Annotated in this window: 26 protein-coding genes and 2 tRNA genes; 14 read left to right on the top strand and 14 right to left on the bottom strand. The window is 35.1% G+C overall.

The window, feature by feature from the left end; translation table 11 throughout:
- Nucleotides 1–2 precede the first annotated feature (2 nt).
- From IL45_RS11660 to IL45_RS11670, 3 genes are all read right to left on the bottom strand, one after another.
- Entirely contained in the window at nucleotides 3–1,106 is a 1,104-nt protein-coding gene (locus tag IL45_RS11660; RefSeq protein ID WP_036584130.1) for a DUF4407 domain-containing protein, read from the bottom strand.
- A gap of 270 nt (nucleotides 1,107–1,376) precedes the next feature.
- The gene (locus IL45_RS14845; RefSeq protein ID WP_051788721.1) at nucleotides 1,377–3,227 is read right to left on the bottom strand and encodes a M56 family metallopeptidase; all 1,851 of its coding nucleotides are present in this window, start codon (nucleotides 3,225–3,227) and stop codon (nucleotides 1,377–1,379) included.
- Between the two features lie 2 nt (nucleotides 3,228–3,229).
- On the bottom strand, nucleotides 3,230–3,595 hold the full coding sequence (locus IL45_RS11670; protein ID WP_036584141.1) for a BlaI/MecI/CopY family transcriptional regulator: 366 nt from the start codon (nucleotides 3,593–3,595) through the stop codon (nucleotides 3,230–3,232).
- A gap of 394 nt (nucleotides 3,596–3,989) precedes the next feature.
- Between IL45_RS11670 and IL45_RS11675 the strand changes: the two genes are divergently transcribed.
- Nucleotides 3,990–5,471 (top strand): hypothetical protein, encoded by a 1,482-nt coding sequence (locus tag IL45_RS11675; protein ID WP_036584142.1) that lies wholly within the window; start codon nucleotides 3,990–3,992, stop codon nucleotides 5,469–5,471.
- Nucleotides 5,472–5,553: 82 nt separating this feature from the next.
- Here IL45_RS11675 and IL45_RS11680 read toward each other — a convergent pair whose 3' ends face one another.
- Nucleotides 5,554–6,939, bottom strand: coding sequence for a dipeptidase (locus IL45_RS11680; RefSeq protein WP_036584143.1), 1,386 nt, complete (start codon nucleotides 6,937–6,939; stop codon nucleotides 5,554–5,556).
- Between the two features lie 111 nt (nucleotides 6,940–7,050).
- Here IL45_RS11680 and IL45_RS11685 point away from each other — a divergent pair.
- Nucleotides 7,051–7,132 (top strand) — tRNA-Leu (locus IL45_RS11685).
- Nucleotides 7,133–7,174: 42 nt separating this feature from the next.
- On the opposite strand, the gene IL45_RS11690 is transcribed toward IL45_RS11685, so the two are convergent.
- From IL45_RS11690 to IL45_RS11700, 3 genes are all read right to left on the bottom strand, one after another.
- Nucleotides 7,175–8,251, bottom strand: a complete 1,077-nt coding sequence (locus tag IL45_RS11690; protein ID WP_051788722.1) for a heparan-alpha-glucosaminide N-acetyltransferase domain-containing protein — start codon at nucleotides 8,249–8,251, stop codon at nucleotides 7,175–7,177.
- A gap of 91 nt (nucleotides 8,252–8,342) precedes the next feature.
- Nucleotides 8,343–8,573 (bottom strand): hypothetical protein, encoded by a 231-nt coding sequence (locus IL45_RS11695; RefSeq protein WP_036584144.1) that lies wholly within the window; start codon nucleotides 8,571–8,573, stop codon nucleotides 8,343–8,345.
- Between the two features lie 273 nt (nucleotides 8,574–8,846).
- Nucleotides 8,847–8,920, bottom strand: a tRNA-Asp gene (locus IL45_RS11700).
- A 157-nt stretch (nucleotides 8,921–9,077) separates the two neighbouring features.
- Between IL45_RS11700 and IL45_RS11705 the strand changes: the two genes are divergently transcribed.
- Nucleotides 9,078–9,881 carry a Cof-type HAD-IIB family hydrolase gene (locus IL45_RS11705; RefSeq protein WP_036585321.1) on the top strand — a complete coding sequence of 268 codons (804 nt, stop codon included), beginning with the start codon at nucleotides 9,078–9,080 and terminating at the stop codon, nucleotides 9,879–9,881.
- Nucleotides 9,882–9,963: 82 nt separating this feature from the next.
- Here the strand turns inward: IL45_RS11705 and IL45_RS11710 are convergent, their stop codons facing one another.
- Nucleotides 9,964–10,494, bottom strand: coding sequence for a dihydrolipoamide dehydrogenase (locus IL45_RS11710; RefSeq protein ID WP_036584145.1), 531 nt, complete (start codon nucleotides 10,492–10,494; stop codon nucleotides 9,964–9,966).
- 50 nt (nucleotides 10,495–10,544) lie between these two features.
- Here IL45_RS11710 and IL45_RS11715 point away from each other — a divergent pair, with 50 nt between their 5' ends.
- Together IL45_RS11715 and IL45_RS11720 are read left to right on the top strand one after the other, a co-directional pair.
- On the top strand, nucleotides 10,545–11,684 hold the full coding sequence (locus IL45_RS11715; RefSeq protein ID WP_036584148.1) for a tetratricopeptide repeat protein: 1,140 nt from the start codon (nucleotides 10,545–10,547) through the stop codon (nucleotides 11,682–11,684).
- 21 nt (nucleotides 11,685–11,705) lie between these two features.
- Entirely contained in the window at nucleotides 11,706–12,206 is a 501-nt protein-coding gene (locus IL45_RS11720) for a hypothetical protein (RefSeq protein WP_036584151.1), read from the top strand.
- On the opposite strand, the gene IL45_RS11725 is transcribed toward IL45_RS11720, so the two are convergent.
- Nucleotides 12,175–13,311 (bottom strand): glycosyltransferase family 2 protein, encoded by a 1,137-nt coding sequence (locus tag IL45_RS11725; protein ID WP_036584153.1) that lies wholly within the window; start codon nucleotides 13,309–13,311, stop codon nucleotides 12,175–12,177. The genes IL45_RS11720 and IL45_RS11725 overlap by 32 nt on opposite strands.
- Nucleotides 13,311–14,249 carry a lysylphosphatidylglycerol synthase domain-containing protein gene (locus IL45_RS11730; protein WP_409365911.1) on the bottom strand — a complete coding sequence of 313 codons (939 nt, stop codon included), beginning with the start codon at nucleotides 14,247–14,249 and terminating at the stop codon, nucleotides 13,311–13,313. Before IL45_RS11730 ends, IL45_RS11725 begins: the two co-directional genes overlap by 1 nt.
- On the opposite strand from IL45_RS11730, the gene ruvC reads away from it, so the two are divergent.
- From ruvC to IL45_RS11755, 5 genes are all read left to right on the top strand, one after another.
- Nucleotides 14,230–14,784: a crossover junction endodeoxyribonuclease RuvC gene (ruvC, locus tag IL45_RS11735; RefSeq protein ID WP_036584158.1), complete on the top strand. Its 555-nt coding sequence runs from the start codon at nucleotides 14,230–14,232 to the stop codon at nucleotides 14,782–14,784. The two genes, IL45_RS11730 and ruvC, sit on opposite strands and share 20 nt — an antisense overlap.
- A gap of 68 nt (nucleotides 14,785–14,852) precedes the next feature.
- Nucleotides 14,853–15,470: a TIGR04282 family arsenosugar biosynthesis glycosyltransferase gene (locus IL45_RS11740; RefSeq protein WP_036584160.1), complete on the top strand. Its 618-nt coding sequence runs from the start codon at nucleotides 14,853–14,855 to the stop codon at nucleotides 15,468–15,470.
- Nucleotides 15,463–16,281 carry a purine-nucleoside phosphorylase gene (locus tag IL45_RS11745; RefSeq protein ID WP_036584162.1) on the top strand — a complete coding sequence of 273 codons (819 nt, stop codon included), beginning with the start codon at nucleotides 15,463–15,465 and terminating at the stop codon, nucleotides 16,279–16,281. Before IL45_RS11740 ends, IL45_RS11745 begins: the two co-directional genes overlap by 8 nt.
- Nucleotides 16,282–16,458: 177 nt before the next feature.
- Nucleotides 16,459–17,235 (top strand): DUF547 domain-containing protein, encoded by a 777-nt coding sequence (locus tag IL45_RS11750; RefSeq protein WP_036584165.1) that lies wholly within the window; start codon nucleotides 16,459–16,461, stop codon nucleotides 17,233–17,235.
- A gap of 38 nt (nucleotides 17,236–17,273) precedes the next feature.
- Nucleotides 17,274–18,011, top strand: a complete 738-nt coding sequence (locus tag IL45_RS11755) for a TIGR04283 family arsenosugar biosynthesis glycosyltransferase (protein ID WP_036584167.1) — start codon at nucleotides 17,274–17,276, stop codon at nucleotides 18,009–18,011.
- A gap of 2 nt (nucleotides 18,012–18,013) precedes the next feature.
- Here IL45_RS11755 and IL45_RS11760 read toward each other — a convergent pair whose 3' ends face one another.
- Complete coding sequence (locus tag IL45_RS11760) at nucleotides 18,014–18,670, bottom strand: HD domain-containing protein (protein ID WP_036584169.1); 657 nt, start codon at nucleotides 18,668–18,670, stop codon at nucleotides 18,014–18,016.
- Nucleotides 18,671–18,682: 12 nt separating this feature from the next.
- Nucleotides 18,683–19,321: a hypothetical protein gene (locus IL45_RS11765; protein WP_036584172.1), complete on the bottom strand. Its 639-nt coding sequence runs from the start codon at nucleotides 19,319–19,321 to the stop codon at nucleotides 18,683–18,685.
- Between the two features lie 93 nt (nucleotides 19,322–19,414).
- On the opposite strand from IL45_RS11765, the gene IL45_RS11770 reads away from it, so the two are divergent.
- The 4 genes from IL45_RS11770 (at nucleotide 19,415) to IL45_RS11785 (ending at nucleotide 22,079) form a co-directional block, all read left to right on the top strand.
- On the top strand, nucleotides 19,415–19,921 hold the full coding sequence (locus IL45_RS11770) for a GbsR/MarR family transcriptional regulator (protein ID WP_036584175.1): 507 nt from the start codon (nucleotides 19,415–19,417) through the stop codon (nucleotides 19,919–19,921).
- Nucleotides 19,922–20,063: 142 nt separating this feature from the next.
- Nucleotides 20,064–20,357 carry a hypothetical protein gene (locus IL45_RS11775; protein ID WP_036584177.1) on the top strand — a complete coding sequence of 98 codons (294 nt, stop codon included), beginning with the start codon at nucleotides 20,064–20,066 and terminating at the stop codon, nucleotides 20,355–20,357.
- Between the two features lie 7 nt (nucleotides 20,358–20,364).
- The gene (locus IL45_RS11780; RefSeq protein WP_036584179.1) at nucleotides 20,365–21,195 is read left to right on the top strand and encodes a hypothetical protein; all 831 of its coding nucleotides are present in this window, start codon (nucleotides 20,365–20,367) and stop codon (nucleotides 21,193–21,195) included.
- Nucleotides 21,192–22,079 carry a TIGR01777 family oxidoreductase gene (locus IL45_RS11785; protein WP_051788723.1) on the top strand — a complete coding sequence of 296 codons (888 nt, stop codon included), beginning with the start codon at nucleotides 21,192–21,194 and terminating at the stop codon, nucleotides 22,077–22,079. The genes IL45_RS11780 and IL45_RS11785 overlap by 4 nt, the downstream gene beginning before the upstream one ends.
- On the opposite strand, the gene IL45_RS11790 is transcribed toward IL45_RS11785, so the two are convergent.
- Together IL45_RS11790 and IL45_RS11795 are read right to left on the bottom strand one after the other, a co-directional pair.
- Nucleotides 22,072–23,721, bottom strand: a complete 1,650-nt coding sequence (locus tag IL45_RS11790; RefSeq protein ID WP_170062950.1) for a M1 family metallopeptidase — start codon at nucleotides 23,719–23,721, stop codon at nucleotides 22,072–22,074. The two genes, IL45_RS11785 and IL45_RS11790, sit on opposite strands and share 8 nt — an antisense overlap.
- A 4-nt stretch (nucleotides 23,722–23,725) precedes the next feature.
- A complete protein-coding gene (locus IL45_RS11795; protein WP_036584181.1) occupies nucleotides 23,726–24,739 on the bottom strand; it encodes a glycoside hydrolase family 113 in 1,014 nt (337 codons plus the stop codon).
- Nucleotides 24,740–24,757: the final 18 nt, after the last annotated feature.

Here is a 24,757-nt window from a genome sequence, read left to right on the forward strand (position 1 = left end):
GCTTACCCCAATATCCCTTTCTGCTTTTTATAAAATGCATCAGCTTGTTGTTGCATGAGCTCTCGAGCCATTTTCTTCTTGTAGGCATAAAGTGCTTCTTCTTCAGCAATATCGGCATAGACTCTGTTGTTGAGTTCTTTGTCAGTTTTAACAAGGATTTCTTGTTGTGCTTTCTGCTGCGTGACCCATGACTTGACGAGGTCTTCGCGCTCTGCAAGTTTAAAATCGTACTCGCCACGAGGTGCTAGAACTTTTGCAATAATAGGAGAGGTTTCTACAGCAAGAAATAACAAGAATATAAAGAATGAGGTAAGGAATGGTAATTTGTTTAAAGCCTCTATACGTGCCATTAGTCCATCAAAGTTGTCAATGATAGGTTGTGAAGAGGCTAATTGAGTCGCTTCATTTTCCTGTAGCGTTGCTATTTGTAATTCTATGGCAGCTATTTTTTCAGCATTCGTAATTTTTAAGGTGTTGAGGTCGGCTAGTGCTGCGTCATGTTTTTCGCGTTTCTCTTTATATACAGGACCTTTTCCTAATTTATTTGTGCCAGATGTTCCCTCGGCTTCGGTGATGTAAATGTTGTAAAGCGCATTGACTTCGGCTTCTTTATTTTGAACCTCAGTTTTTAGTTCTTGTATCGCTTTCGCGAAAGCGTTTTCCTCCACCGCATACAACTGAGCCACTTGTTCCTGATTTTCAAGAGTTAACTGGTTCTTTTCCTCTAGCAAAACCTGATCAATTTCCTTCTCAAAAATCTTTAATTCAAGTGGTTTAGAAATGACCACAGCGATTATGACAGCTAAGATAATACGTGGCGTAGCTTGCCAGATTTCATTTATTTTTTTATCACTCTTTTTAAGTGTAGAAACAATGTAGCGGTCTAGATTAAATATTAATAGACCCCAAACAAACCCAAAGGCAGTAGCGATTAAATAACTATCAAAAACCGTGTACAACGCATAACTAGCCGCAAAAAACGCCATTAGTGCCGTAAAGAACACCGTGGCGCCTATACCGGCATATTTCGTACGCTCACCAGCACTACAATTATCAAGTATATCTGTGTCTGCACCGCTGCAGGTGATGAAGAAGGATTGCATAATAGATTGATTAAGGTTCTATCTAATAACGCAATAATTTACAGATTGTTACGGTATGATGTGTAATTATAGTACCGTCTGTGATTTCAATCAAATCCTATTGCTGATTTATAAAACGAAATATGAATTGTATTCAGCTATTCTAAGACCATCAATGTTCTTAATTTTTTGATCGTTGTTTCCTGTTTCAAGAAATTGAACTGATCGATCAAGTTCTTAATTTAATATAGTTGTGAATATGATTGATCAATCATTCTTTTTAATACTTACTTATTAAGTTGTTAGCGGAGGTAAAATTTCTTCGGCTTTTGCTTTGTTTTCCTTATATAAGTAATGCCACGCCTGATTTTTTGATTGCTGTTCTACACTCATTGATGCATATAGTTGAATCATTCTATTAGTATCTTCTTTAAAAACGACTATTCTTTTTTCATTTTTTAAGAACTCTCTGTGTCTGTTTAATAGCCAATTGTATTCCTCTACTTCTTTATTTGATATCTGTTTTATGTCTTTTGCAGGTGGCGGTGGTGGTGGTAAAGTAGGTAATGGTTGTGCTTCACTTTTTTGAGATGTACTCATTCTATCGTATATAGATTTGTACTTTTCAAAGTCTTTCTGTTTAATAATCGCATAGCCATTGTTATAATTTTGCTTTGCTGCTCTATTTTGTTCATTATTTTTTTTTGCCCAGTCATTATATTCAGCAAATTCTTTTTCACTCACAGTTTTAGATTTTACCGGTGGTGGTGGCGGTGGTGGCAAGGTTCCTTTGTTGCTCTCAGTTTCCAGAATTTTAATAGACATTACACCTTTATCATCTGGGCTTATTTCTACGCCTGCCTGTCCTACATCATTAATGATTTTTATGGCAACGTCAGCTGGGATTTGATCTTCTCTGAGATAATAATTTAATTCGTTCTTGTGTTCATTTATATATTCAATGGCACTTGGTGCAGGTGGTGGCGGTGGCGGAATTTGTCCTGCTTTTAAATCATTATCTCTTCCTAGATATGGCCATGGTTCATTAGAAGATTGTTGTTCTTCACTCATAGAATGAAATATGGTTTGCATGTGTTGAGTTTCATCTTTAAATACTATTAAATTATTATTTGCATCCATGTAGTTTTTGTGTTTAATGGCCAGACGATTGTATTCTTCAATATGTTCTGGTGTTAAATTTTCTAAAACTTCATAGACCTCAATAATTTCTGTTTTATGATTATCATCTACTACTTCTTCAATTTCTAAAATCTCTTCAATTTCTTGAAATTCTGTTTCTTCTTTTCCACAACTAATTATAAGTAATGCAAGAATTGGGATTAATGCTAGGCTTCTAGATATTAAACTAGCTTGTGATGTTTGAGTTTTCATAATGTAAAATCGTTTTTTAATAATTGGAAAATTAAATGTGTTTGCCAGTGCAGCACTATGGCTGTTTTGTGTGTAATTTAGTAGAGTCTCTTGATAAGTTGCGGTGTCTATTCCATGCTGAATTACTGCTTGATCAGCAAGAAACTCGTGATTTAATTTTATGGAATACCTCATGATATAGAAAAGTGGATTGAACCAGAATAGAATTAATAATATTTCTATAAATAAAATATCGAGTGAATGTCGCTGGTCCAGGTGTGCTTTTTCATGTTCTAATACAGCGGTAGGAATAAGGTTTTCTTCATATTGATTCTTAGATACAAAAATTCGTTTTAGAAAAGAATGTGGTACTATAAGCGCATTTCTTAATACTAGTTGATAATGGCTGTATATTTTCAACTCATCTTCATCACCTATACGGAATGCTTTCAGGTTTTTAATAAACCTCCATAACATGATAATTACACCTAAACCATAAGTAGTCCAAAGAATGAAGCTCCAGTTGAATTCAAAATTTTGTTGTCTAGCTATTTCATTGACTACAGATGATGAAGTAAAATTCATTACTGAATTAGTCTCAATAGGGATTACAATTGTTTTCACTACTATAAAAGGTATAACAATGGATATCCCTATGGATGCAAGTAAAAAGTATCTTTTCAAATGATGCCATGAGGTGTTCTCAAAGGCTAGTTTATAAAACAACCAAAGTGCAAATAAACAGATAGAGCTATTGATTAGATAATGTTCCATAACTACTTCTTTTTAATCTGTTGATCGATGATAGACCGTAATTCTTCTAACTCTTTTTTGCTTAGATCAGTTTCTTTAGTGAAAAAGGAAGCAAATTGAGAGGAGCTATCATTAAAGAAATTTTTGATCAAGCCATTAACGTGTTTTGAGAAGTAGGCTGTTTTTTCAACTAATGGGAAGTATCGACGACTTTTACCAAATAGCTCATAACCCACAAAACCTTTGTCAGTCATCCTTTTTAATAATGTAGCCACTGTGGTAGTGGCAGGTTTAGGTTCAGGATATTCTTCTAATAAGTCTTTCATAAAAGCTTTTTCAAGCTTCCATAAATGGCTCATTAATTCTTCTTCAGTTTTAGACAGTTTCATGCTCTACAATATTAGAATTAACTCTACAAATGTAGAGTAATTTTATTATTCTACAAATGTAGAGGTAAAATATTTTAACAGAATTGCTTTTTACTGTATGGGTTTATGATGTTTTAAATCAGTTGAATAAAACCTGATAATGCTGCTGGTTATACTGGTTGCAATTGTTGAGTTACCTATAAAACTTATTTTTTAATACGTTCTTTACTTTCAATAAGTACATAATTCAGGATTTAACATTTGTTAGTTTTGTCGTTAAAAGGCTGTTGTAATTCACTATTAAATGTTAAAAAATGTAATGTTTTATTAAATATATGCTATTAGTTAACTAAGGATAAGCAGTTCCGATTTTAGTCTATTCGATATTGGTATTTTTAGGTTTCAAACTGATATTATGAAAGCTATATTTACATCTTTATTGCTGTTAAGTGTATATTTCGCCGGCTCCCAGGTTGGAATTAATACAGACTTACCAGATCCAAGTTCCATTTTGCATGTTTTTTCTGAATCTGAAGGTTTACTGATGCCCAGAATGAACACTACACAAAAAATGGCAATCGCCAGTCCTGCTACTGGGCTAATTATTTTTGATACTACTCTTAATGCCTTCCAGTTTTATGATGGAACGGAATGGGTTTACATTGCCAATAGTAAGCGTAGGGATAATTATAAATTAGTTAAAGATATTTCAGATCTCGCTGATGAGCTTGTTGCTGGTAGTGGATCAAAATATTTATTAAACACAAATTATCTCTATGAAATTAATGGAACGATAGTATTCGATTTTCCTATTGATTTAAATGGTGCCTATATAGAAGGTGTAGATTCATCTGAAGATATCTTGGTTAATAATTCTACGGGTAGTCTTTTTGAAGGTTCTAAAGGTGGTGGTTTACGTAACTTAACTTTGTCTGGTAGCATTCCTTTGGGGACAAAAACACAATTGTTTGATATCAACGCTACAGCAAGTGGAGAATTGTTACTTATCAATAATACAATTGTGGCAAACGCTAGTAAGGTAGGAACTTTAGACGGCCTAAGTACCGTTTTTTTGAGTGTCACTCAATATGTAAATAATGATGATGGTTTTACTATAAATGATATTCATAGTTTTTTTGTCAGTAATATTTTTTGGACTTCCTCAAATACGGGAACTTTTATGGAACTGTTAGGTTCCTTTACAAATCTTCAAATGAACGGTGGCCGTATCGAGGCAGATAATATGGAAACAGGTATTAATGTAAGTACAAATCCTGCGATTGTAAATGATGCCACGCTATCTCAACTTAGTTTTGTAGGTGCTGGAACATTAATTGATCCTTATACTACTGGTACATATTCTGGATTTAATTTTACTAAGAATTGGAATGTAAATTGTTCTGGTATTCCATTAGAAACAGACGCGCAAGCGGTAGGTGATATCAATTTTAATTTTACTGCCGGTGGCGGTGCGTCAACTACTTTTTCTTCTAATGGTGTCCCTAAAAAATTAGCAGGAGTTACCACATCAAATAATTTGTTCCGTTTTTCAAGTTCGAGTGATAATAGAGTTGTATATGAAGGTAAGAAAAAACGATTTTTTAATGTTTCGGCTAGTGTGTCTTTTGAAGGTAATACACCAGGAGATAGATATATATTTTATATAGCGAGAGGTAGATCTGGAGCTGCTACGCCGACTGTGATAGACCAAACAGGTGTGTGGAAAGTTGTGCCTGACGGAGCGACCGTTGGAGCTACGACTATTAGGGATATCAGTGCAGTGCCTATTGTAGGCGTTTTTGATTTAGAACCTAATGATTATATAGAGGTTTGGGTAGAACGTTTCAGTGGTACAGGACAGATATTTACTGTAGCTTTAAATTTAGCTTTAAATTAATCATAGTACGCTTTCGCGAAAGCGAGTTAAAAAAAATCCCATTCAATAATTGAATGGGATTTTTAATTCAATAACTCTTTATCTATTTACTCATTGCAGTAAAATGTTTGTAAAAATGCGGTATGGTCTCAATACCTTTAAGGTAGTTCCATATACCAAAATGCTCATTAGGTGAATGGATAGCATCACTGTCCAGCCCAAAGCCCATAAGTATAGATTTGGAGTTTAATTCTTTCTCAAAAAGAGCAACAATAGGAATAGAGCCACCACTGCGTTGCGGTATAGGCGTTTTCCCAAATGTATCTTCGTATGCTGCACTTGCAGCGCGATAACCTAATGAATCGATAGGTGTTACATAAGCAGTACCACCGTGATGCGGATTTACTTTAACCTTTACACTTGCCGGAGCAATACTTTCAAAGTGCTTCTGAAATAATTCTGTTATCTCGTGCCAGTTCTGGTCTGGTACTAGTCGCATTGATATTTTTGCAAATGCTTTACTAGCAATTACTGTTTTTGCTCCTTCACCAGTATATCCACCCCAAATTCCATTAACATCCAGTGTAGGTCTTATACTGTTACGTTCATTAGTGGTATATCCTTTCTCACCATGCTCTGCTGTAATGTCTAAAGCTTTGTTGTAAGCCTCTTGAGAGAATGGCGCTTTAGCCATTTCGGCACGCTCTTCTTTGCTTAATTCTTCTACCTTATCATAAAATCCAGGAATAGTGATGTGATTATTTTCATCATGTAACTGAGCAATCATATCACATAAAATATTGATAGGGTTTGCAACAGCACCACCATAAAGACCTGAGTGTAAGTCACGATTAGGACCAGTAACTTCTACCTCTACATAGCTTAAGCCACGCAAGCCAGTTGTAATACTAGGGACATCTTTTGCTATCATTCCTGTATCAGAAATTAGAATCACGTCGTTAGCTAGCTTTTCACGATTACGTTCTAAAAACCAACCTAAAGACTCGCTACCAACTTCTTCTTCACCTTCGATCATAAATTTCACGTTACATGGTAGCTCATTATTGGCTGTCATGTATTCCATGGCCTTGACATGCATGTACATTTGACCTTTATCATCACAGGCACCACGCGCAAAGATGGCACCATCTGGATGTAGTTCTGTATTTTTAATAACTGGTTCAAATGGAGGACTGTCCCAAAGCTCTACTGGATCTGGCGGTTGAACGTCGTAATGACCGTAAACTAGAACGGTAGGTAAGTTTTTATCTATTATTTTTTCTCCATAAACTATAGGATATCCAGGAGTTTCACAAATTTCAACATGATCGCAGCCAGCTTTTACTAAAGAGGTTTTAATAGCCTCACTGGTTTTAATAACATCCTTCTTATAAGCCGGATCAGCACTGATAGAAGGGATTTTAAGTAAATCTATCAGTTCATTTATGAATCGATCTTTGTGTTGATCAACATAAGTTTTAGTATTCATGTGTTGCAAATTTTAGGTAAAGATAAGAAAGGTGTAATTTTTATTTCAGAAAGAATTTGTAATATCTGAAAAGTGTGTATATTTGCCGTCCCAAATAGGGATTACCAGAATGCGGATGTGATGGAACTGGTAGACATGCTAGACTTAGGATCTAGTGCTTCACGGCGTGCAGGTTCGATTCCTGTCATCCGCACATAAAAAGCTCTTCAGAAATGAAGAGCTTTTTTTATGGCTTTTACTTTATGAATCCTCTCAGCTTTTTATAGATAAAAGCATTGGTTTTAATACCGTATAAAGAGATCAGACATACTATTATTATAAAAAGTATGGCGCCCATGGCTGCTTGATATGGGTTAAGTGTTTTACCTATAATTTGCGACAGTCCAATTCCGGTAAGGCTTCCATAGATTATTACAAAGTGTACGACATATATAGATAAGGTTTTTTGACCGATCTTAAATATCATTTGGTTTTTCACAAATCGTTCTAGTGCATAAAAAATACCTAGTAAGATAAGCACATTGCCTAAACGTGTAAATAGGTAGTTATAATAAGCTACTTCTTTTAGAATTTTTATATCGCTCCATCGATACATCCACATTAAAAATTGAGATGAATTATAAATCAATAATGCGCCTATAATGATGAGGCCAGATACTAAAATGGGTTTGAACTTCTCATTTCCTACATATCTATAAAATAAAGACGCAATAAAGGCTCCTATCGACATGTATCCAAGCCATGGTAAAATGGTAAAGATAGATCCATTAGACTTGCTTAAATAGTTTGCAAACACTAATGGTATGCCTGTAGTGTCTAATTCCCTATACCACGGTTCCATAATAAATATGGAAATCCCTAAAATAAGCATGAGAATAGAGAAGATTAAAGATTTTTTAAACGTTAGATAGTAAATACCGACGGTTATAATAATCGAGAGACCTATACATTGTAAGACATCAATTACTAAAAAATAAGTTCTAAAAGAGCCAGTAATCCATTCAAAAATCGGAGCCCTTAAACCATAACCTATGGCTATAAGTAATAATCCACGTAGTAATCCCTTGCGTATACGTTCTGGTGCCTGGCCTTTTTTCTTGGATTTCATTAACAGATAAGTGAAAATTATTCCAGATATAGTAAAAAAAGTGGGAGCTGTAATTCCTCTAAAATAACTCCATATTTGAAATATAGTGCTGTCGGTATCACGGTATTCTGGCGCAAGTAGTGTGTCTATAAAATGACCTTGCAACATCATTATTATAGCAAATGCACGCACAGCATCTATAAAAAAAAGGCGATTTGTTTTCAATCTAGTTAGTTGGTCATGTAAAACTAGGTTTTATTTCATAAAAAAAAAGCAGCTGTGATAACTGCTTTTCAAAATGGTGTGATAAGAATTACTAGTTGTCGGTTTTGACTTTTTCTACATCACCGTTTTCATCATATTTTATTTTGGCCTCACTGCCATCTTCATTTTCTATTTTGATTTTGTCCTCTTTCACTTTCATGTCATCAGCATTCTCGATAAGATCTTCTGCTTTTTCTTCAGCAGTTTCGGCTTCATTTCTACAAGCTATTAAAGAAATAGAAAATAATAATATCAGTAAGGTTTTTTGAATAGGATTCTTCATAACAGTTTAGTTTTAATGGTTATTGTGAATAATCTAATTGTTTTAATCTGTAAAACGCAAAAAATTAAGTTAATAAATAAGAATCATTATGATGCTTACATCTGAATAAGAAAAATAGTAGGGATAATGTAGATAAAACCTTTGTAAAACAAAAAAGCCTCTCCTATTCGGAAAAGCTTCTCAAAAAGTGTCTGTTGACACCTTCTCAAGTCCTCAATTATTTTAGAGGACACACAACTTGAATTGTTATTCTCAACAATTGTTGAAAAAAAGCGGTCTGGACGGGATTCGAACCCGCGACCCCATGCGTGACAGGCATGTATTCTAACCAGCTGAACTACCAGACCGTGTTCCTTGTTGAACGTCGCTTCCACATTTCTGCGTTAGCGGATGCAAATATACTTTTACTTTTAACAAACACAAGTACTTTTTGAAAAATATTTCAATTTTTTTTTGACCATGTTTAAAATAGAACGATTTACCTTTGTTTTTCAACTACATACGATGATACAACTTCTTGCCTCAGATATAGACGGAACCTTACTAGATAGCGATCGATTTCTATCAGCACGTACTTTACAGGCTTTTAATAAGGCAAATCAATTGCCAGTCATTCTTATTTCTGCTCGCATGCCGCAAGCTATGTACTATTTACAAGATGCTTTAAAAAGAAGGGAAATGCCTATTGTTTGTTACAATGGTGCACTCGTCCTTGATCAACAAAAACAGCTTTATAGTACCACAATACCTTATATCGATATTGAGAACATAGCTCGTATCGCTATGGAACATGACCTTCATTGTAGTTTGTATAGAAATGATGAGTGGTTTGTACCTCAAATGGATTACTGGGCAGATCGCGAGGTAAATAATACTCGTGTCACTCCTCAAGTACAAAATATAGAAACGACTTTAGCATACTTTAAAGAAACCCAGCAATTGGGCGGTGCTCATAAAATAATGTTGATGGGCGATAGTGATGCTATGGATTCCGCTTTCGCGAAAGCGGGAAATTTACCATCACAGTTACATCTTTACCGATCTAAGGATACCTACACAGAAATCTCACCACTTGAAATTTCTAAAAAATCTGCATTGGAATTACTAATTAAAGAATGTTTCCCGGAAGTAAAAGTAGAGAATGTTGCTGCCTTTGGCGATAATTACAATGATGTAGAAATGATTGCTGGAGTAGGGCACGGAGTTGCTGTAGACAATGCAAGAGATGAAGTAAAAGCTGTTGCAAACTATCATACCGGCCATCATAAAAAAGATGGTGTGGCACAATGGATTGAGAAATTTATATAAAAAAGAAAAGGCGAAACTCTTTAAAAGAGTAACGCCTTCTCCACCTCAAATGATGACATTTGAATCCCTGAGCAGGATAATTTTATTCTATAGTAATAATGTCTTGAGTTGTCAAACCTGCAAGATTCATTACCGAGTCGTAATCTGTGATGTCCAGTAATGAACTAGAAGCAAGGTCAACTGGTAGAATTACAATTCTAAAAGTTTGATTGTCCAAATCTCCAGGAGCTAAGTCGTTAAAATCAAATGTGCTAGGAGCATCCAAAAAGATGGTTGCATCTCCATTAGTGGCGTCATAATTATATTGAAATTCACCAAAATCTGTATAAACCGTTTGTGGTAATAGTCTCCACACGTCTACGGTACCGCCGTTATTACCTGGAACTTCATCCCACAGGATATAAATTAATGTCATATCTGTATCAAAGACCTCGATATTATTCGGATACACGACAAATTCTTCATAATCCGGTGCTGTAAAGTTTGTTGTAATCTCAAATGATTGGGCAACAATATTTGTTCCATCTAGTCCATCAAATCCTGGAGGACCTTGTGGACCTTCACAAGAAATAAATACTACGGCTAGTGTAAAAAGTAAAGCTAGTTTTTTCATAATAAGGATATTTCTATGGTTCTTTCAATAACCTTGCCTAATTTTAGAAAATGAAGAATAATTTAATAATTATCGTCTCTTTATTGATTTCGGTAGTCGCTATAGCTCAGTTAGATAAAGGTGATGAGTTAGCACAAACAGGTAACTGGAAAGCAGCCATAACCGCATATCAAAATGCACCATTTGACGCGATTCAGCAATTTAAACTGGCGCAGGCTTACATTCAATTAGGGAATAATGCAAAGTCTATAACTTACTATAGGGCTGGTTTTGCCTTAGACAGCACCGCAATTAAACCTATGTATGAATATGGTAAGCTATTGGTTAATAGTCAGCAATCTGTTGATGCCATACCGGTATTTAATTTACTGATAGAACGAGATTCTACAAATGCCAGTTTCCATTACTACTTAGGTGAAGCTTGGTCTGGTTTAAATCAGGTTAATAATGCTATTATAGCCTATCAAAAAGCTTTGTCATTAAATGAAGATTATCGTGCAGCAAGACTAGATTTAATAAAGAATTTAATTCAAAAGCGTGAGTTTTCCAAGGCTATTAAATTTGCAAAGCAAAGCATCGCAGCAGACTCTACTGATGTGAAAATGAATAGTTATCTAGCTCAAGCTTACATGAATTCAAAATGGTACGATAAAGCAATTCCTGTTTTTGAAAGGTTATTTGAACTTGGTAATGATACAGAGTATAATCGAAATGGGCTTGCTTTTTCTTACTACAGCACGAGCCAATATGAAAAGTCTATTGAGAATTATAAAGTCTATGTTGAAGAGTATAATGATAAAGAAGCCTCTGTATTTTTCAATATGTCCGTAGCCTACATGAGAATTGAAAAATATACTGAATCTATTGAAGCTATAGAAAAAGCAATTGCTATTAGAAGACCTGTATTAGATAAAGAATATGTGCAACTTGCAGCGGTCCATGCACGTAATGAAGATATAAGGAATGCATTTTATGCCTTAAAAGCTGCGCAAAAAGAACGAGCAGATGACGCAATGATCAATTATCAACTCGCCATCGCCGCAGATCGATATTTTAAAGATAAAAACAGCATCATACCGTATTATGAAAACTACCTAGAAATACATGGTAAGAAAAGTCCATATGGAACTCTAGCCTCAGAGCGACTTGCAGATTTAAAGGAAGCTATTTTCATGAATGGCGACGATTAGAAAAATGGTACTTTTACAACCATGATGCGATTAACTATCTTACTGGTAATCATGATAGGTGCTATTACAGCATCTTGTCGCACCGAAGTGCAAAAAAAGCAAGAAGCTTCTCAACTTGCCCAAAAAAGATTTCAAGAAATAGACCTTTCTCAACCTGATAAATATCCGCTATTTGATGGTTGTGGAGAGTTAGATAATGCCGCAAATTGCTTTTTTGAAAAACTACAAGAACAAGTAGTGCTCAAATTAAACGACCATCACTTACAGTTTGAGATGAGTCAACGGGATAGTGTAATGGTTCAATTGCTAGTAGATAAGAAAGGTAATATTAGTTATCAAGGACTGCAATCTGACGCTGTTAATGATAGAGAAAGATCAATCGATTCTTTATTAAGGGTTAGGCTACAGCATATTTGCAAAATAGAACCTGCATATAAGCAAAACGTACCTGTTAATTCTTCATACTTACTTCCAGTAATTTTAAAACCAGCTACAGTTCAACCTGACGATCTTTCCAACTAGGTTTACTGAGACTTTTAAGCGCAATCGAGATCACTACAATGGGATAGATGACTAGCTGCGGCAATAAGTAGATAGGCCACTTTGTATTACTGAAAAACCTATTTCCTGTAAATATGACGATGACGTCCACAACTATTTTTATGATTAAAACGATGAAAAATTGAGCGTTATTTAGCCAGTTTAAAAACCATAAAAATGGTGCGAGTATAAAAAGTAAGTTCATCATCAAAACTTGAAAACTCACTAATTTATTTAAGGTGCTCTTTGTTGATTTTCCTTTTTGGGACCATCGTACCCGTTGATGGATCATTTCTTTCCAACTAGATTTAGGAAACGTTTTTACGACAGCGTCTTGTGATTTTAAATAAGAGCATTTTAATACATCTTCTGCAGCCAGTTTTTCTAGTAAAAAAATGTCATCACCACTAGATATGTGATCATTACCTAAATAACCATTTACCTCTTGAAAAGCGGTTTTTGTAAACGACATGTTAGCACCATTACACATAAAAGGTTGTCTTATTGAAAAACCACCTATGGTTGTCATTTGTAAGGCAACCATCTCACTGTGTTGTAGTTGAGATAAAAGATTATTTGAATGAGTCATTTCTACAGGACCAGCAATAAAGTGAAGATCCGGCAAGAGTTGATAATGTTTTTCATAAGCCATTAACCATCGTTGAGGTAGATTAACATCTGCATCGGTACAAATGATATGTTCATGCTTTGCAATTTCTAGAGCTTGGGTGATGCCATCTTTTTTAGCGCTTTTAGAAACAGGAATTCGTTCTAATAATTGAACAGTAATGTCATTATTGTCAGTAATGAATTTTTCTAAAATACTAAGGCTCGAATCGCTTGAATCATCGTTGATGAATAAAAACTCTACGCGATTGAAATCAAATTTTAATTGGGAAATACTTAATAATAAAGCAGGCAAATTGTGATCCTCATTTCTATAATTGATAATGATACTGAAGCTAAAATCATTACTCACACTAGGTTTACTAGCTCGATGAGGTCTTGCTTTATAAGTAAAACCTTCTAGGACTAGTCCTAAAATCACAAATAAATAACCTAGCGATATGACTATGATGATAAACATCATAAGGTTTTTAATTTTTTAAAAGGTATCAATATACAACCCAATAATGTAGGGAATAGTGTGTTTGTCAACCATATTAACGTGGTCGCAATAACGATAGGTGATTGTAAAATACCACCGTTAAAAATCATATCAGCTACGGCCCATTTTACAGGTATATCAAATATTTGAAACATGGGAATTATTGAAACTGCGAGATAATTTAGTGCGATATTATCTAACCATGTCAGTAATGCAATGTCAGATTTAATGAGTTGCAACATGATTAACCAATTACTTGCAAAAAACAAATATCTTAATAACGACAAGGCGATGGTTTGTTTCCATAATTTAAATGTCACATCCTTGAGGTGCCAGTGATCACTCAAATATTGATAGAAAGCATAAATAACAGCTAAACAGACTATGCCTGTTATGGCTAAAATTAATGTACCATAAAATTCTTTTTTAATATAAAAAAGCAATCCTATAAGCCCCAAAAATACCGTAACTATCATCTGACATAGATTACCTAGAAACACTCTACTCAAAATAGATTTCCGATCATCTCGCTCATAAAACAACGCTTTATAAGCAAATTCGCCTGCTCTTAATGGTGTGATAAAACTTGCCGCTTGAGCAGTGAGACTTTGTATTATGCTTTCGCGAAAGCGTATTTCTTCAATATCCTTAACTAATACTTGCCATTTTTTACTTTCCACTAGCCAGCTTGTCAAGCTTAATAATAACATCAATCCAATAGAGTAAAATGGAATTTCTTTTAAATAAAAAAGTATGCTATCCATTCTTACTGGTCTATCAGTCCACTGAAAATAGAGCAGTGTTATACAGCCAATGAACACCAGAATCTTAATAGATGGAGCGAGGAATTGCTTAGCTTTGTGCCAGGTGCTAGTCATAGCCCGAAAAATACAACAATTGGCAACAGAAAAAATCATTCTCGGTATAGATCCTGGAACCGCATTAATGGGTTTTGGAGTTATAAAAGTAGTAGGCAATAAGATGAGTTTCCTGCAAATGAACGAGTTGGATTTACGCAAATACACAGATCATTATGTGAAATTGCGTAAGATTTTTGAACGTACTATTGAACTGATCGACACTCATCATCCTGATGAGATTGCGCTAGAAGCACCGTTTTTTGGTAAGAATGTGCAATCCATGCTCAAATTAGGTCGTGCACAAGGTGTTGCGATGGCTGCAGGATTATCTAGAGATATACCTGTAACAGAGTATGCACCACGTAAGATCAAACAATCTATTACTGGTAAAGGAACTGCTAGTAAAGAACAGGTTGCAAAAATGTTGCAAAGTCTGCTAGGCTTTAAAGAAATGCCTAAAAATCTTGATATGACTGATGGGCTCGCAGCGGCAGTATGCCATTTTTACAATAGCGGTAGGATAGAAGTAGGTAAAAGCTATACTGGTTGGGCTGCTTTTGTAAAGCAAAACGAGAAGCGCATTAAGAAATAATACAAAATTGCCATTTCTGTAACATAATTGTGAGATAGGAATCGCATTTTTGATATATAATTAATCCTATGTCCAATACAAACGCTTTAATCATATTTACTCGTAATCCAGAATTAGGAAAAGGGAAACGTCGTCTAGCGGCTACCGTAGGTGATGAAGCAGCTTTTGAGATTTATAAATTTCTTTTAAGTCATACCCGTGAGATTACAAAATCTGTAAATGCGCAACCGCAAGTATGGTATTCTGAAAAGCTCCATCAAAATGATGATTGGGATAATGAGATTTACCAAAAACATGTCCAGCAAGGTGAAGATCTAGGTGTGCGCATGCAGCATGCTTTTAACACAGCATTTAAGACACATGATAAGGTTGTTATAATAGGCAGTGACATGTATGACCTTACAACTCAAGACCTAGATAAAGCGTTTGAATTGTTAGATAGTCATGATGCGGTCATGGGACCTGCTATAGATGGTGGTTATTATTTGTTAGGATTTAATAAACAGGTGCCTGCAAATGTCTTTTCAAATAAAGAATGGGGAACAGAAACAGTACAGGCGCAAACTTTAAAAGATTTAAAAAACTTAAATTACACATTGCTCGAGCCACGTAATGATGTCGATTTTTATGAAGATATCAAAGACGTTCCAGCATTTCAACACTTTTTAAAACATATCAATGCTTAGTAAAAAACAACTTTCAGACTCCATAGAATATTTATCATCACAAGGTTTTGATGCTCCAGAAGTAGGTATCGTATTAGGTACCGGACTAGGTCAACTGGTCGATAGCATAGAAAATCAAAAGGTTGCTCATTATAATAATATTCCATGGTTTCCACTGGCAACGGTAGAATTTCATACCGGTAAATTGATTTATGGTGATTTAGGTGGTAAAAAAGTGGTCGTAATGCAAGGTCGTTTCCATTTATATGAAGGATATGATTTTTTAGATATTACATACCCGATAAGAGTAATGCATGGTTTAGGTGTTAAAAATCTACTGGTTTCAAATGCTGCTGGTGCGGTTAATCTAGATATGAAAAAAGGTGATATGATGGTTATCGATGATCATATCAATCTGCAAGGTGGTAGTCCTCTGGCGTTTAAGAACGTGAGCGAATTTGGAGAACGTTTTACGGACATGAGTGCACCATATGATGCAAATATGAATAACATATTGCTAGAACTAGCACAAGAACATGGCACCAATATGCATAAAGGAGTTTATGCCAGTGTAGTAGGTCCACAGTTAGAAACTAGAGCAGAGTATAGAATGTTGAAACTTATGGGTGCAGACGCTGTAGGGATGAGCACCGTACCAGAAATTATAGTTGCAAATCATTTGAACTTACCAGTTTGTGCCGTGTCAGTACTGACTGATGAGTGTGATCCAGATGATTTAAAAGCAGTAGATATTGCAGAAATCATTGCTATAGCTGGTGAGGCAGAACCTAAAATGGTACGTCTTTTTAAAAGTCTTATCGAGAGATTATAGAACTTTCCTGATGGTTGGTATATAGTTCACGTTATTCTAGTATTGTGATGTTCTTGTGATGTAATCTGGTTATTTTTGATAGAATCTAGAGTTGTTCTGTATCTTTTGTGCATACTTATCAAAACTCCATTCCAGTTTTTATCGTACATATTACAATCATCTAAAGAGTAAAACATCATGAAATTTATATACAGTATCATATCATTATTTATCCTTTCTTCCTGTGTAGGCGGAAAGGATTTAAATTATACCAGCTTAAATAGTGGCGAGCAAATTACAGATGCTACTAGTACAGTTTTAGATCACCAGCCGTGGGATGATTTATTAAAAAAACATGTGGACGATAAAGGGTTTGTAGATTACAAAGCTTTTAAAAAAGATCACAATGCACTTAATGAATACTTGCAATATCTTAATAACAACGCACCTACTAAGGCGACTAGTATCAATGAACAGTTTGCTTACTATATCAATTTATATAACGCAGCAACGGTAGATTTAATTTTAGAAAATGATATGCCAGCAAGTATTAAAGACATTAGCGGACCGCTAGGTCAGGTATGGTTAGTAGAGCATGTAATGATTAATGATAAAGCTTATTCTCTTGCTGCAGTAGAAAAAAATGTATTGCAAAAAATGGGTGATCCTCGCATTCACTTTGCAATCAATTGTGCTAGTTTCTCCTGTCCTAAACTTCAAAACACTGCTTTTACAGCTGCAAATTTGAACTCCTTAATGGATAAAGCCGCTGCAGAATTTATTAACTCAGATAAAAATGATTTGTCTGATCTGGCAAATCCACGTTTGAGTAAAATATTTGACTGGTATAAAAGTGATTTTACAGACACAGGTGTTACCATTATCGAATACATCAATAAATATGCAAATAGTGCGATATTAAAAGATGCTTCCATATCTTACAAGGATTATGATTGGTCTTTAAATAAACAATAAGATAAAAACCACTTTTACTTCCTTATCGTAGCTATAGTATGATTAGCATTATTATACCTGTTCTTAATGAAGAGCATTCTATTTATCAGTTATTGACGCATTTGGTTGAGAAATCAAGTAATATCAATACAATAGAAATCATTGTCATAGATGGTCATAGTATAGACAATACAGATGGTCAGGTTTCCGCTTTCGCGAAAGCGTATCCATCACTATCACTACAGTTTCATACAGCCTCAAAAGGTCGTGGTTCACAAATGCATGCAGGATCGCAAATCGCAAATGGTGAAATCCTTTATTTTCTTCATGCAGATTCTTTTCCGCCTCAAGATTATGATAAGTACATAATTCAAGCCGTTTCTCAGGGAAATCCAGCAGGCTGTTTCCGTATGCGATTTATGAGTTGGAATTGGTGGTTAATCATTATAGGGTGGTTTACTAGATTCTCATGGCGTGCCAGTCGTGGTGGTGATCAATCACAGTATATTACTAAAGAGTTATATGAAAAGATAGGTGGCTATAATACAGAGATTCCTATCTATGAAGACTATGATTTAATCCATAGATTATACGATCACGGAACCTATTATGTGATTCCTAAATGGTTAAAAACCAGTGCTAGACGTTATGAAGAAATAGGCGTTTATAAACTACAATGGTTTTATATCACTATTTATTGGAAGAAGCGTAATGGCGCTACTATAGATGAGATCTATGAGTATTATTTAAAATGGTGCCAGACCAGCCAGTTACAAAAGTCTAGTAGTCAGAACTAGGTCTAGGCCCCGCCATTCCACTCTGCATAAAACTGATTGAGGAAACCTTCCATATAATCATGACGCTCATGTGCCAGTTGTTTACCAGTTGAGGTATTCATGCGGTCTTTTAAAAGCAATAATTTTTCATAGAAATGGTTGAGTGTAGGAGCAGTACTTTTTTTGTATTGCTCTACAGTCATGTTCAAATCTGGTTTGATGTCTGGATTATAGATTGTTCTATTTTTAAAACCACCATAATTAAAGGTGCGTGCAATTCCTATTGCGCCCAGCGCATCAAGTCTATCAGCATCTTGAATAATATCCAGCTCTTTGCTTTTAAATTTTTGTTCTTGATGTCCACCTTTAAAAGAAATGTATTTAATAATATTCTCTACATGTAGAATGATATCTTCAGATAGGTTTTGTTCTTCTAGAAATTTACGAGCTACTTGAGGTCCTATCGTATCATCTCCATCATGGAATTTAGAATCTGCTATGTCGTGGAGTAGTGCACCTAGCTCGATGATTAATAGATCTACGTTTTCTTCTTGCGCTGCGATGAGCTTAGCATTTTTCCATACACGTTCTATATGAAACCAGTCGTGACCACCTTCAGCATTGTGGAGTTGTTCTTTTACAAAATTGATGGTGTTGAGGATGGTTTGCTGCTTATTCATACGGTAAAGATACTACTCAGCTATAATCTTTCCGGCTCTTTTAAAAGCATTGTAAAACGCGGTGTCTTGTTTGAGGTCTGGGATGTTGTTTACCCAATCGTTATCTCGAAAAGGGCCATGTCGTAATTTAATGAAGTGTTTATAAGTGGGATTATCTTCTTCTAGAAATATGTCATTTGTTTGAAAGAAGAAAGGTGCATTACCAACTTCATCTGAAGAAATTAATCTGAATTTATAAAAGTTCAATATAATATTTTTATTATAGGTTAATACTAGTTGTTTAGCTCGTCTATATTTGAAGTCAGTATTTAGTTTGGTTGTCGCTGTTGAATCTAATACAATTGAGTTAGATGAGAAGTCATAACCTCTAATTTGTTTATTTGTAATTAATGGTTTTTCTTTTAAATCCTTAACTGAAGCCTTAAAAGCTCCATTAATTAATAACCCATATCTTTCACTATACCGATAATCTGTGGTGTCTGTTTGATTCGCTTCGAAAGCTTGAACCATTGCACTATCCAAAGGTACAGATTCGTAACTCTCAACCCATTTATTCAACTCATATATCTCAATCAATGGTTTAGGTTCTTTTACCTTTTCAGTACATGATATACCTAGGATGAAAACAAAAAGAAAGGAAAGTATACGCATTATATAAAAGTAACGAAAACTCATTAAATAAATTATCTAAACTAAACTTTCAATAATTATTGAAAGTTTAAAATATAAATGTATATTTGTCGTATGAAATTAGAAGAAGGGAAATATAAATTTATACAGGCTTGGGGTTCTTTAGGTAGTTCTTGGGGAATCTCAAAGTCTATGGCGCAAATACATGCCTTGTTACTTTCTTCTCAAGATGGATTGAGTACTGACGAGATTATGGAGCAAGTACAACTCTCTAGAGGTAATGTGAACACCAACGTACGTGAACTTATCAATTGGAGACTGGTGCGCAAAGAAACAGTGCTAGGGGAACGCAAAGAGTTTTTTGTTGCGATACACGATGTGCATACCATCGCACAAAATATTATGGAAGAACGTAAAAGACGCGAGCTAGAACCTGTACGTCGATTACTCAACGAGCTCATCAACACTAAAATTGAAGGTGATGAAAAAGAAGTCGCTCACTTCCAAACACTACTTGCAGATCTTGCAGATTTTGTACACCAAATGGAAAACCTAACCAACTTAATGACTAAAATCAATAACAATAATTACATGAAAAAATTAATCAAGGCGATTTCCTAGCCTTTTTTATTTCAATAAAACTTTCAATTATTTCTGAAAGTTTAAAAACTATACTATTATGAAAACAATGTATCGAGTAAATCTGGTCTTAATAATCCTCAATTTATTTTTATTTCTCATTCCTTTTTTCGGACTGTTATTTATGATACCACTTGGAGCGGTTCAGGTGGTATGTAGTCTGTGGTTGCTCAGTCAATATAAAAGAACATCTAGTTCTATACAATGGATGAATAAATCACACTTATTGCTTACCGCATTAACACTAGGTACTATGTTCTTAGTAGGTAAAGACTATGTGCACTTCAGTTCTAATATGGAAGAAATGGTATTTATTCTAGGGATGATAATTTCTGGTCTTTTAGGTATCTACTTTATGTACATCTCTTACAGATGTTATATAGAGAATGAAGAACAATTATCACTAATCACTAAATAGCTATATCATGATCAAAAATCACAAACTTCTCATAGATCAACATTGTCCCATGTGCGCGGCTTATGGCAGCATCTTTACTAAACTTGACATGGTAGATGGAAATACGATTGATCCTTATCAAATCATTAATGAAGAACACACAAAGCATATAGATATGGACAGAGCAACCAACGAAATCGCACTGCATAACACACAAACTAAAGAAACTAAATATGGTCTGGACGCTATGTTTCATATAGTGTCTCAAGGACAACATTGGATTAAGGATATTTTATACTTTCCACTGTTTTTTATACCATTAAAATATCTCTATAAACTCATTACTTATAATCGCAAGGTCATTGTAGGTGGTACTTCTCTTCATCAAGGAGAACGCGCTTGTAATCCAGATAGAAATTTATTTTATAGAAGTCTTTTCATAGGATTGAGCGCTTGGTTTACCGCTGTGGTTCTCAATAGCTATTTCGGTTTGGTAGGACAGTATTTTGGTTTTGAATCGCCGTGGTATATAGAGTATTTTATCTGTTTTGGACAGATCGCTTGGCAAGGAATCATGATTCAGTTCATCGCTCCTAAAAACGGTTGGGATTATTTAGGAAACATGAGTGCGGTATCTGCTTTAGGTGGTGTATTATTATTGCCTGTGTTATTGCTCACTTCTTTTGTAACCTTGAGCGGTTATGCGCTTCTAGGTATATTTGGACTGGTAGTAGGTGTGATGTTAATGGAACACGTGCGTCGCTGTAAATCCATGCAACTCGGCTGGTGGCCTACTATTTCTTGGGTCTTGTATCGCAATTTAGTACTCATCCTTTTTACTTTAATGATCTTATCATGAAAATAATTATCGCAGGTGGCACGGGATTTCTAGGTATTTCACTGTCGCAATATTTTGAGAATAGAGGAGATGAGGTGATTACGCTTTCGCGAAAGTGTGATCCTCAAACCACTTACTGGAATGGTAAAGATCTAGGAGAGTGGACTGCCCATTTAGAAAATGCAGATGTACTCATCAACCTCGCAGGTAAGTCAGTAGATTGCAGATATACTAATGCTAATAAAAAAGTAATATTAAGTTCGCGCATCGATAGCACTAGAGTTCTGAATTTAGCGATGACCAATGCTATCAACAAGCCAAAGGTGTTTTTAAACGCAAGTACCGCAACCATCTACATCCATTCTGAAACGCAAATGAATACTGAAGAAAATGGTATTATAGGTGACGACTTCTCTATGGGAATAGGCAAGGCATGGGAAAAGGAATTCTTTTCAACCACTATTGAAGGTGTGCGCAAAGTAGCTTTGAGAACTTCAATCATGTTAGGAAATGATGGTGGTGCATTGCCTAAAATGAAAGCTATTACTAGAGTAGGAATGGGCGGTAAAAATGGTCGTGGTAATCAGTTTGTAAGCTGGATTCATATCAATGATTTTTGTAGGTCTATTGAATTCTTAATTCAATCTGATTTGGAAGGTGTAGTAAACATCACGGCACCTAAGCCAGAAACAAATGCAGATTTTATGAGGCAATTGCGTAAATCTATGAATATACCATTCGGTATCTCGCAACCTATTTGGTTACTAGAATTAGGGACATCCATTATAGGAACAGAAACAGAGCTGCTTTTAAAAAGTCGTAATGTGTATCCGCAACGCTTGATCGATGCTGGGTTTCAGTTTAACTATGATAATATAGGTCTTTGTTTAAAGGATCTTAGTTAAGCTTGTATTCTACATAGTAGGCAGGATCTGTTTGAATCACAGATTTATCTGAAGGTAGTTTTAAAACTTGTTTTGACGCTGTTGGATTTATAAGTACTATTTCATCATCGATTACAATGCGTATGGGTAACTTAAAGTTGTCTACTATATTTTCCCAGTGATAACTTAATTTGTTTTTTTTCTTTTTGAGAACCAGTTTTGGTATTTTGGTATTTCTTAAATACTGATTAAAAAAGCCTTCTAAATCTTGACCTATAGATTGAGATAAAAAATCTTCAATATCTTGAGTGGAGACAGTACTGTGATAGAAAACTTTATTCATGTCTCGCAATATTTTGCGCCATTGATCTTTATCATTCACCAGCATTCTTAAGGTATGTATCATGTTTGCACCTTTGTAATACATGTCGCCAGATCCTTCGTGGTTCACGTCATATTCACCTATCAATGGTCTATCATTTCTAATGCTGCGTCTGGTACCTATCACATATTCATTTGCTGCTGTAGTACCATAATGAAAATCTAGGAATAAACTTTCGCTATAAGCGGTAAAGCTCTCATGAATCCACATGTCTGCGATATCTTTATTGGTAATATTATTTGCAAACCATTCATGTCCAGATTCATGTATGATGATAAAGTCAAATTTCATTCCCCAACCTGTACCAGATAAATCTCTGCCTAGATAACCGTTTCTAAATTGATTCCCGTACGTCACAGAACTTTGATGTTCCATGCCCAGATATGGAACTTCAACCAGTTTAAAACTATCTTCATAGAATGGATAAGGCCCGAACCAGTGTTCAAACGCTTCCATCATTCTTGTGGCATCTTTAAATTGTTCTTGAGCTTTCTCTAGATTGTCACGCAGTACATAGTAATTCATATCTAGATCACCTTTTTCTCCTTGATATACTTCATTAAAATTAACATAGTCACCTATGTTAATATTGACCCCATAATTATTAATAGGATTTTTTACAAACCAGTGATAGGTTGTGGTATTGTCATCTTTAGGTTCTGTTTTAATCAATCGACCATTAGAAACATTCATGAGTGGATTAGGTACATTAACATGTATAGCCATGCTATCAACCTCTTGATACATATGATCTTTATTAGGCCACCATGCACTAGCGCCCAACCCTTGACAAGAAGAAGCCACAAAGTCATTACCATTTCTGTCTTTTTTCCATGATATTCCTCCATCCCAAGGAGCATTTCTAGCCTCGCGAGGATTACCTTCATAAAAAACTTGAACTTGGTTAATCATACCAGGCAATTGTTCTCTAGTCAGTTTTATAAAGTGAGCATTTCCCTCGTGTCTTATTTCAAGATCGCGCCCATCTTGAACAGCCCTAGTCATATTTAATGGTGATTGTAAATCGACCTGTAAGACATTATTAGGTTGCAGTACTTTATAATGTATCGTATTAGATCCAGCTATATATTTATTTGCTGGTGTAACTTTTATATCGAGATCATAATAGGTGATATCCCACCAGGCGCGTTCAGGCGTGATCGAGCCACGTAAACTGTCTTGATGTGTGAATCCTTTTTTATTCTGACCTAGTTGAGCATGGTTTAATTGAGCCATGGCAACAATAAAAAATACCGTAAATATCGATTTTAAATGAGCCATATTTTTAATTTCTAATCTGTAAATAATTTTTTGCTACAACCTTTTCACCTTCTTTCCCTTGTGTTGTAAAGCGTTTTGAGAAGTCGCGATGTCTACTATCTTCTGCATGGTGTTTCCATAAAAAACCACCTGCAAACCATTCTTCTTTCCAGACGGCATCATATAAACCTTGTAAAAGAATTGCTTGTGCTTTTTGATTTTCTAATCGGTCTTCACCAGCATTTTTCCATGGTTCAAGGCCAGCATAGTCTGCACTTATATATCCATACTCAGCAAAAAGAATTTTTTTATTCAGCTTTCGCGAAAGCGTGCTTAACTCATCCACCCATTTTTTCCATGACTCTTGAATGGTAAGTGGATGAGGAGTTTTTTCTTTACTTACGGGAAAATAAGCATCAACGCCTATGTAGTCTAGTTGCTCCCAAAAGTGAACGTTTTTATAGCTATCCCAATTTCCTGCATAGGTCAGTTTTCCTTTGTAGATACTACGAATCTTATGAATCAGTTGATCCCAATATTGGGGTCTTAGTTCAACAAAAGAATCTAATTCGGTACCTATACAAAACATTGCGACATTTTCACTAGCTGCTATATTTACAAATTTCATGATATAATCTGTGTAGCTGTCTTCTAGGACTTTCCAATCATCTTCTGTTTTTAAATTAATTTCACCGGTGTATGATCCACGACCTATCCATATTTGTGGTTTAAGTAATACGTCTAGATTTTGATCATTCATATGTTTTATGGTGGCTTTTACACCAGTAGGTTTCTCGCCCCACCAACCACGTTCTTCTTCATAGTTCACTTGTGGCTCTTCTAAACTGCGCATCCATGCATATGGTACAATAACCGCATAATTTGCATTATAATTTTTAATAGGTGTAATGCCAGTAGAGTCTATAGGATTGCGAGTTGCTACTAACGTAATCCCATTAATTTTTTCTTCTTTCTGTAAATCTTGACCATTGCAAGAAGTAATGGTGACTAATAATAAAAGATAAAAGAGTGATCTCATAAATGATGTTCTATGTGG

Origin of the sequence: Nonlabens ulvanivorans (genome assembly GCF_000732625.1) — a bacterium.
In the GTDB taxonomy this organism is placed as follows: domain Bacteria; phylum Bacteroidota; class Bacteroidia; order Flavobacteriales; family Flavobacteriaceae; genus Nonlabens; species Nonlabens ulvanivorans.

Coding starts and splice junctions, on each gene's coding strand:
- IL45_RS11770 (WP_036584175.1), top strand. CDS start 19,415: ATGAAATTAGAAGAAGGGAAATATAAATTTATACAGGCTTGGGGTTCT.
- IL45_RS11755 (WP_036584167.1), top strand. CDS start 17,274: ATGATTAGCATTATTATACCTGTTCTTAATGAAGAGCATTCTATTTAT.
- IL45_RS11715 (WP_036584148.1), top strand. CDS start 10,545: ATGAAGAATAATTTAATAATTATCGTCTCTTTATTGATTTCGGTAGTC.
- IL45_RS11780 (WP_036584179.1), top strand. CDS start 20,365: ATGATCAAAAATCACAAACTTCTCATAGATCAACATTGTCCCATGTGC.
- IL45_RS11725 (WP_036584153.1), bottom strand. CDS start 13,311: ATGTTTATCATCATAGTCATATCGCTAGGTTATTTATTTGTGATTTTA.
- IL45_RS11790 (WP_170062950.1), bottom strand. CDS start 23,721: ATGGCTCATTTAAAATCGATATTTACGGTATTTTTTATTGTTGCCATG.
- IL45_RS11705 (WP_036585321.1), top strand. CDS start 9,078: ATGATACAACTTCTTGCCTCAGATATAGACGGAACCTTACTAGATAGC.
- IL45_RS11720 (WP_036584151.1), top strand. CDS start 11,706: ATGATGCGATTAACTATCTTACTGGTAATCATGATAGGTGCTATTACA.
- IL45_RS11795 (WP_036584181.1), bottom strand. CDS start 24,739: ATGAGATCACTCTTTTATCTTTTATTATTAGTCACCATTACTTCTTGC.
- IL45_RS11675 (WP_036584142.1), top strand. CDS start 3,990: ATGAAAGCTATATTTACATCTTTATTGCTGTTAAGTGTATATTTCGCC.
- IL45_RS11775 (WP_036584177.1), top strand. CDS start 20,064: ATGATACCACTTGGAGCGGTTCAGGTGGTATGTAGTCTGTGGTTGCTC.
- IL45_RS11730 (WP_409365911.1), bottom strand. CDS start 14,249: ATGATTTTTTCTGTTGCCAATTGTTGTATTTTTCGGGCTATGACTAGC.
- IL45_RS11710 (WP_036584145.1), bottom strand. CDS start 10,494: ATGAAAAAACTAGCTTTACTTTTTACACTAGCCGTAGTATTTATTTCT.
- IL45_RS11695 (WP_036584144.1), bottom strand. CDS start 8,573: ATGAAGAATCCTATTCAAAAAACCTTACTGATATTATTATTTTCTATT.
- IL45_RS11670 (WP_036584141.1), bottom strand. CDS start 3,595: ATGAAACTGTCTAAAACTGAAGAAGAATTAATGAGCCATTTATGGAAG.
- IL45_RS11745 (WP_036584162.1), top strand. CDS start 15,463: ATGCTTAGTAAAAAACAACTTTCAGACTCCATAGAATATTTATCATCA.
- IL45_RS11785 (WP_051788723.1), top strand. CDS start 21,192: ATGAAAATAATTATCGCAGGTGGCACGGGATTTCTAGGTATTTCACTG.
- IL45_RS11760 (WP_036584169.1), bottom strand. CDS start 18,670: ATGAATAAGCAGCAAACCATCCTCAACACCATCAATTTTGTAAAAGAA.
- IL45_RS11765 (WP_036584172.1), bottom strand. CDS start 19,321: ATGCGTATACTTTCCTTTCTTTTTGTTTTCATCCTAGGTATATCATGT.
- IL45_RS11680 (WP_036584143.1), bottom strand. CDS start 6,939: ATGAATACTAAAACTTATGTTGATCAACACAAAGATCGATTCATAAAT.
- IL45_RS11750 (WP_036584165.1), top strand. CDS start 16,459: ATGAAATTTATATACAGTATCATATCATTATTTATCCTTTCTTCCTGT.
- IL45_RS11740 (WP_036584160.1), top strand. CDS start 14,853: ATGTCCAATACAAACGCTTTAATCATATTTACTCGTAATCCAGAATTA.
- IL45_RS14845 (WP_051788721.1), bottom strand. CDS start 3,227: ATGGAACATTATCTAATCAATAGCTCTATCTGTTTATTTGCACTTTGG.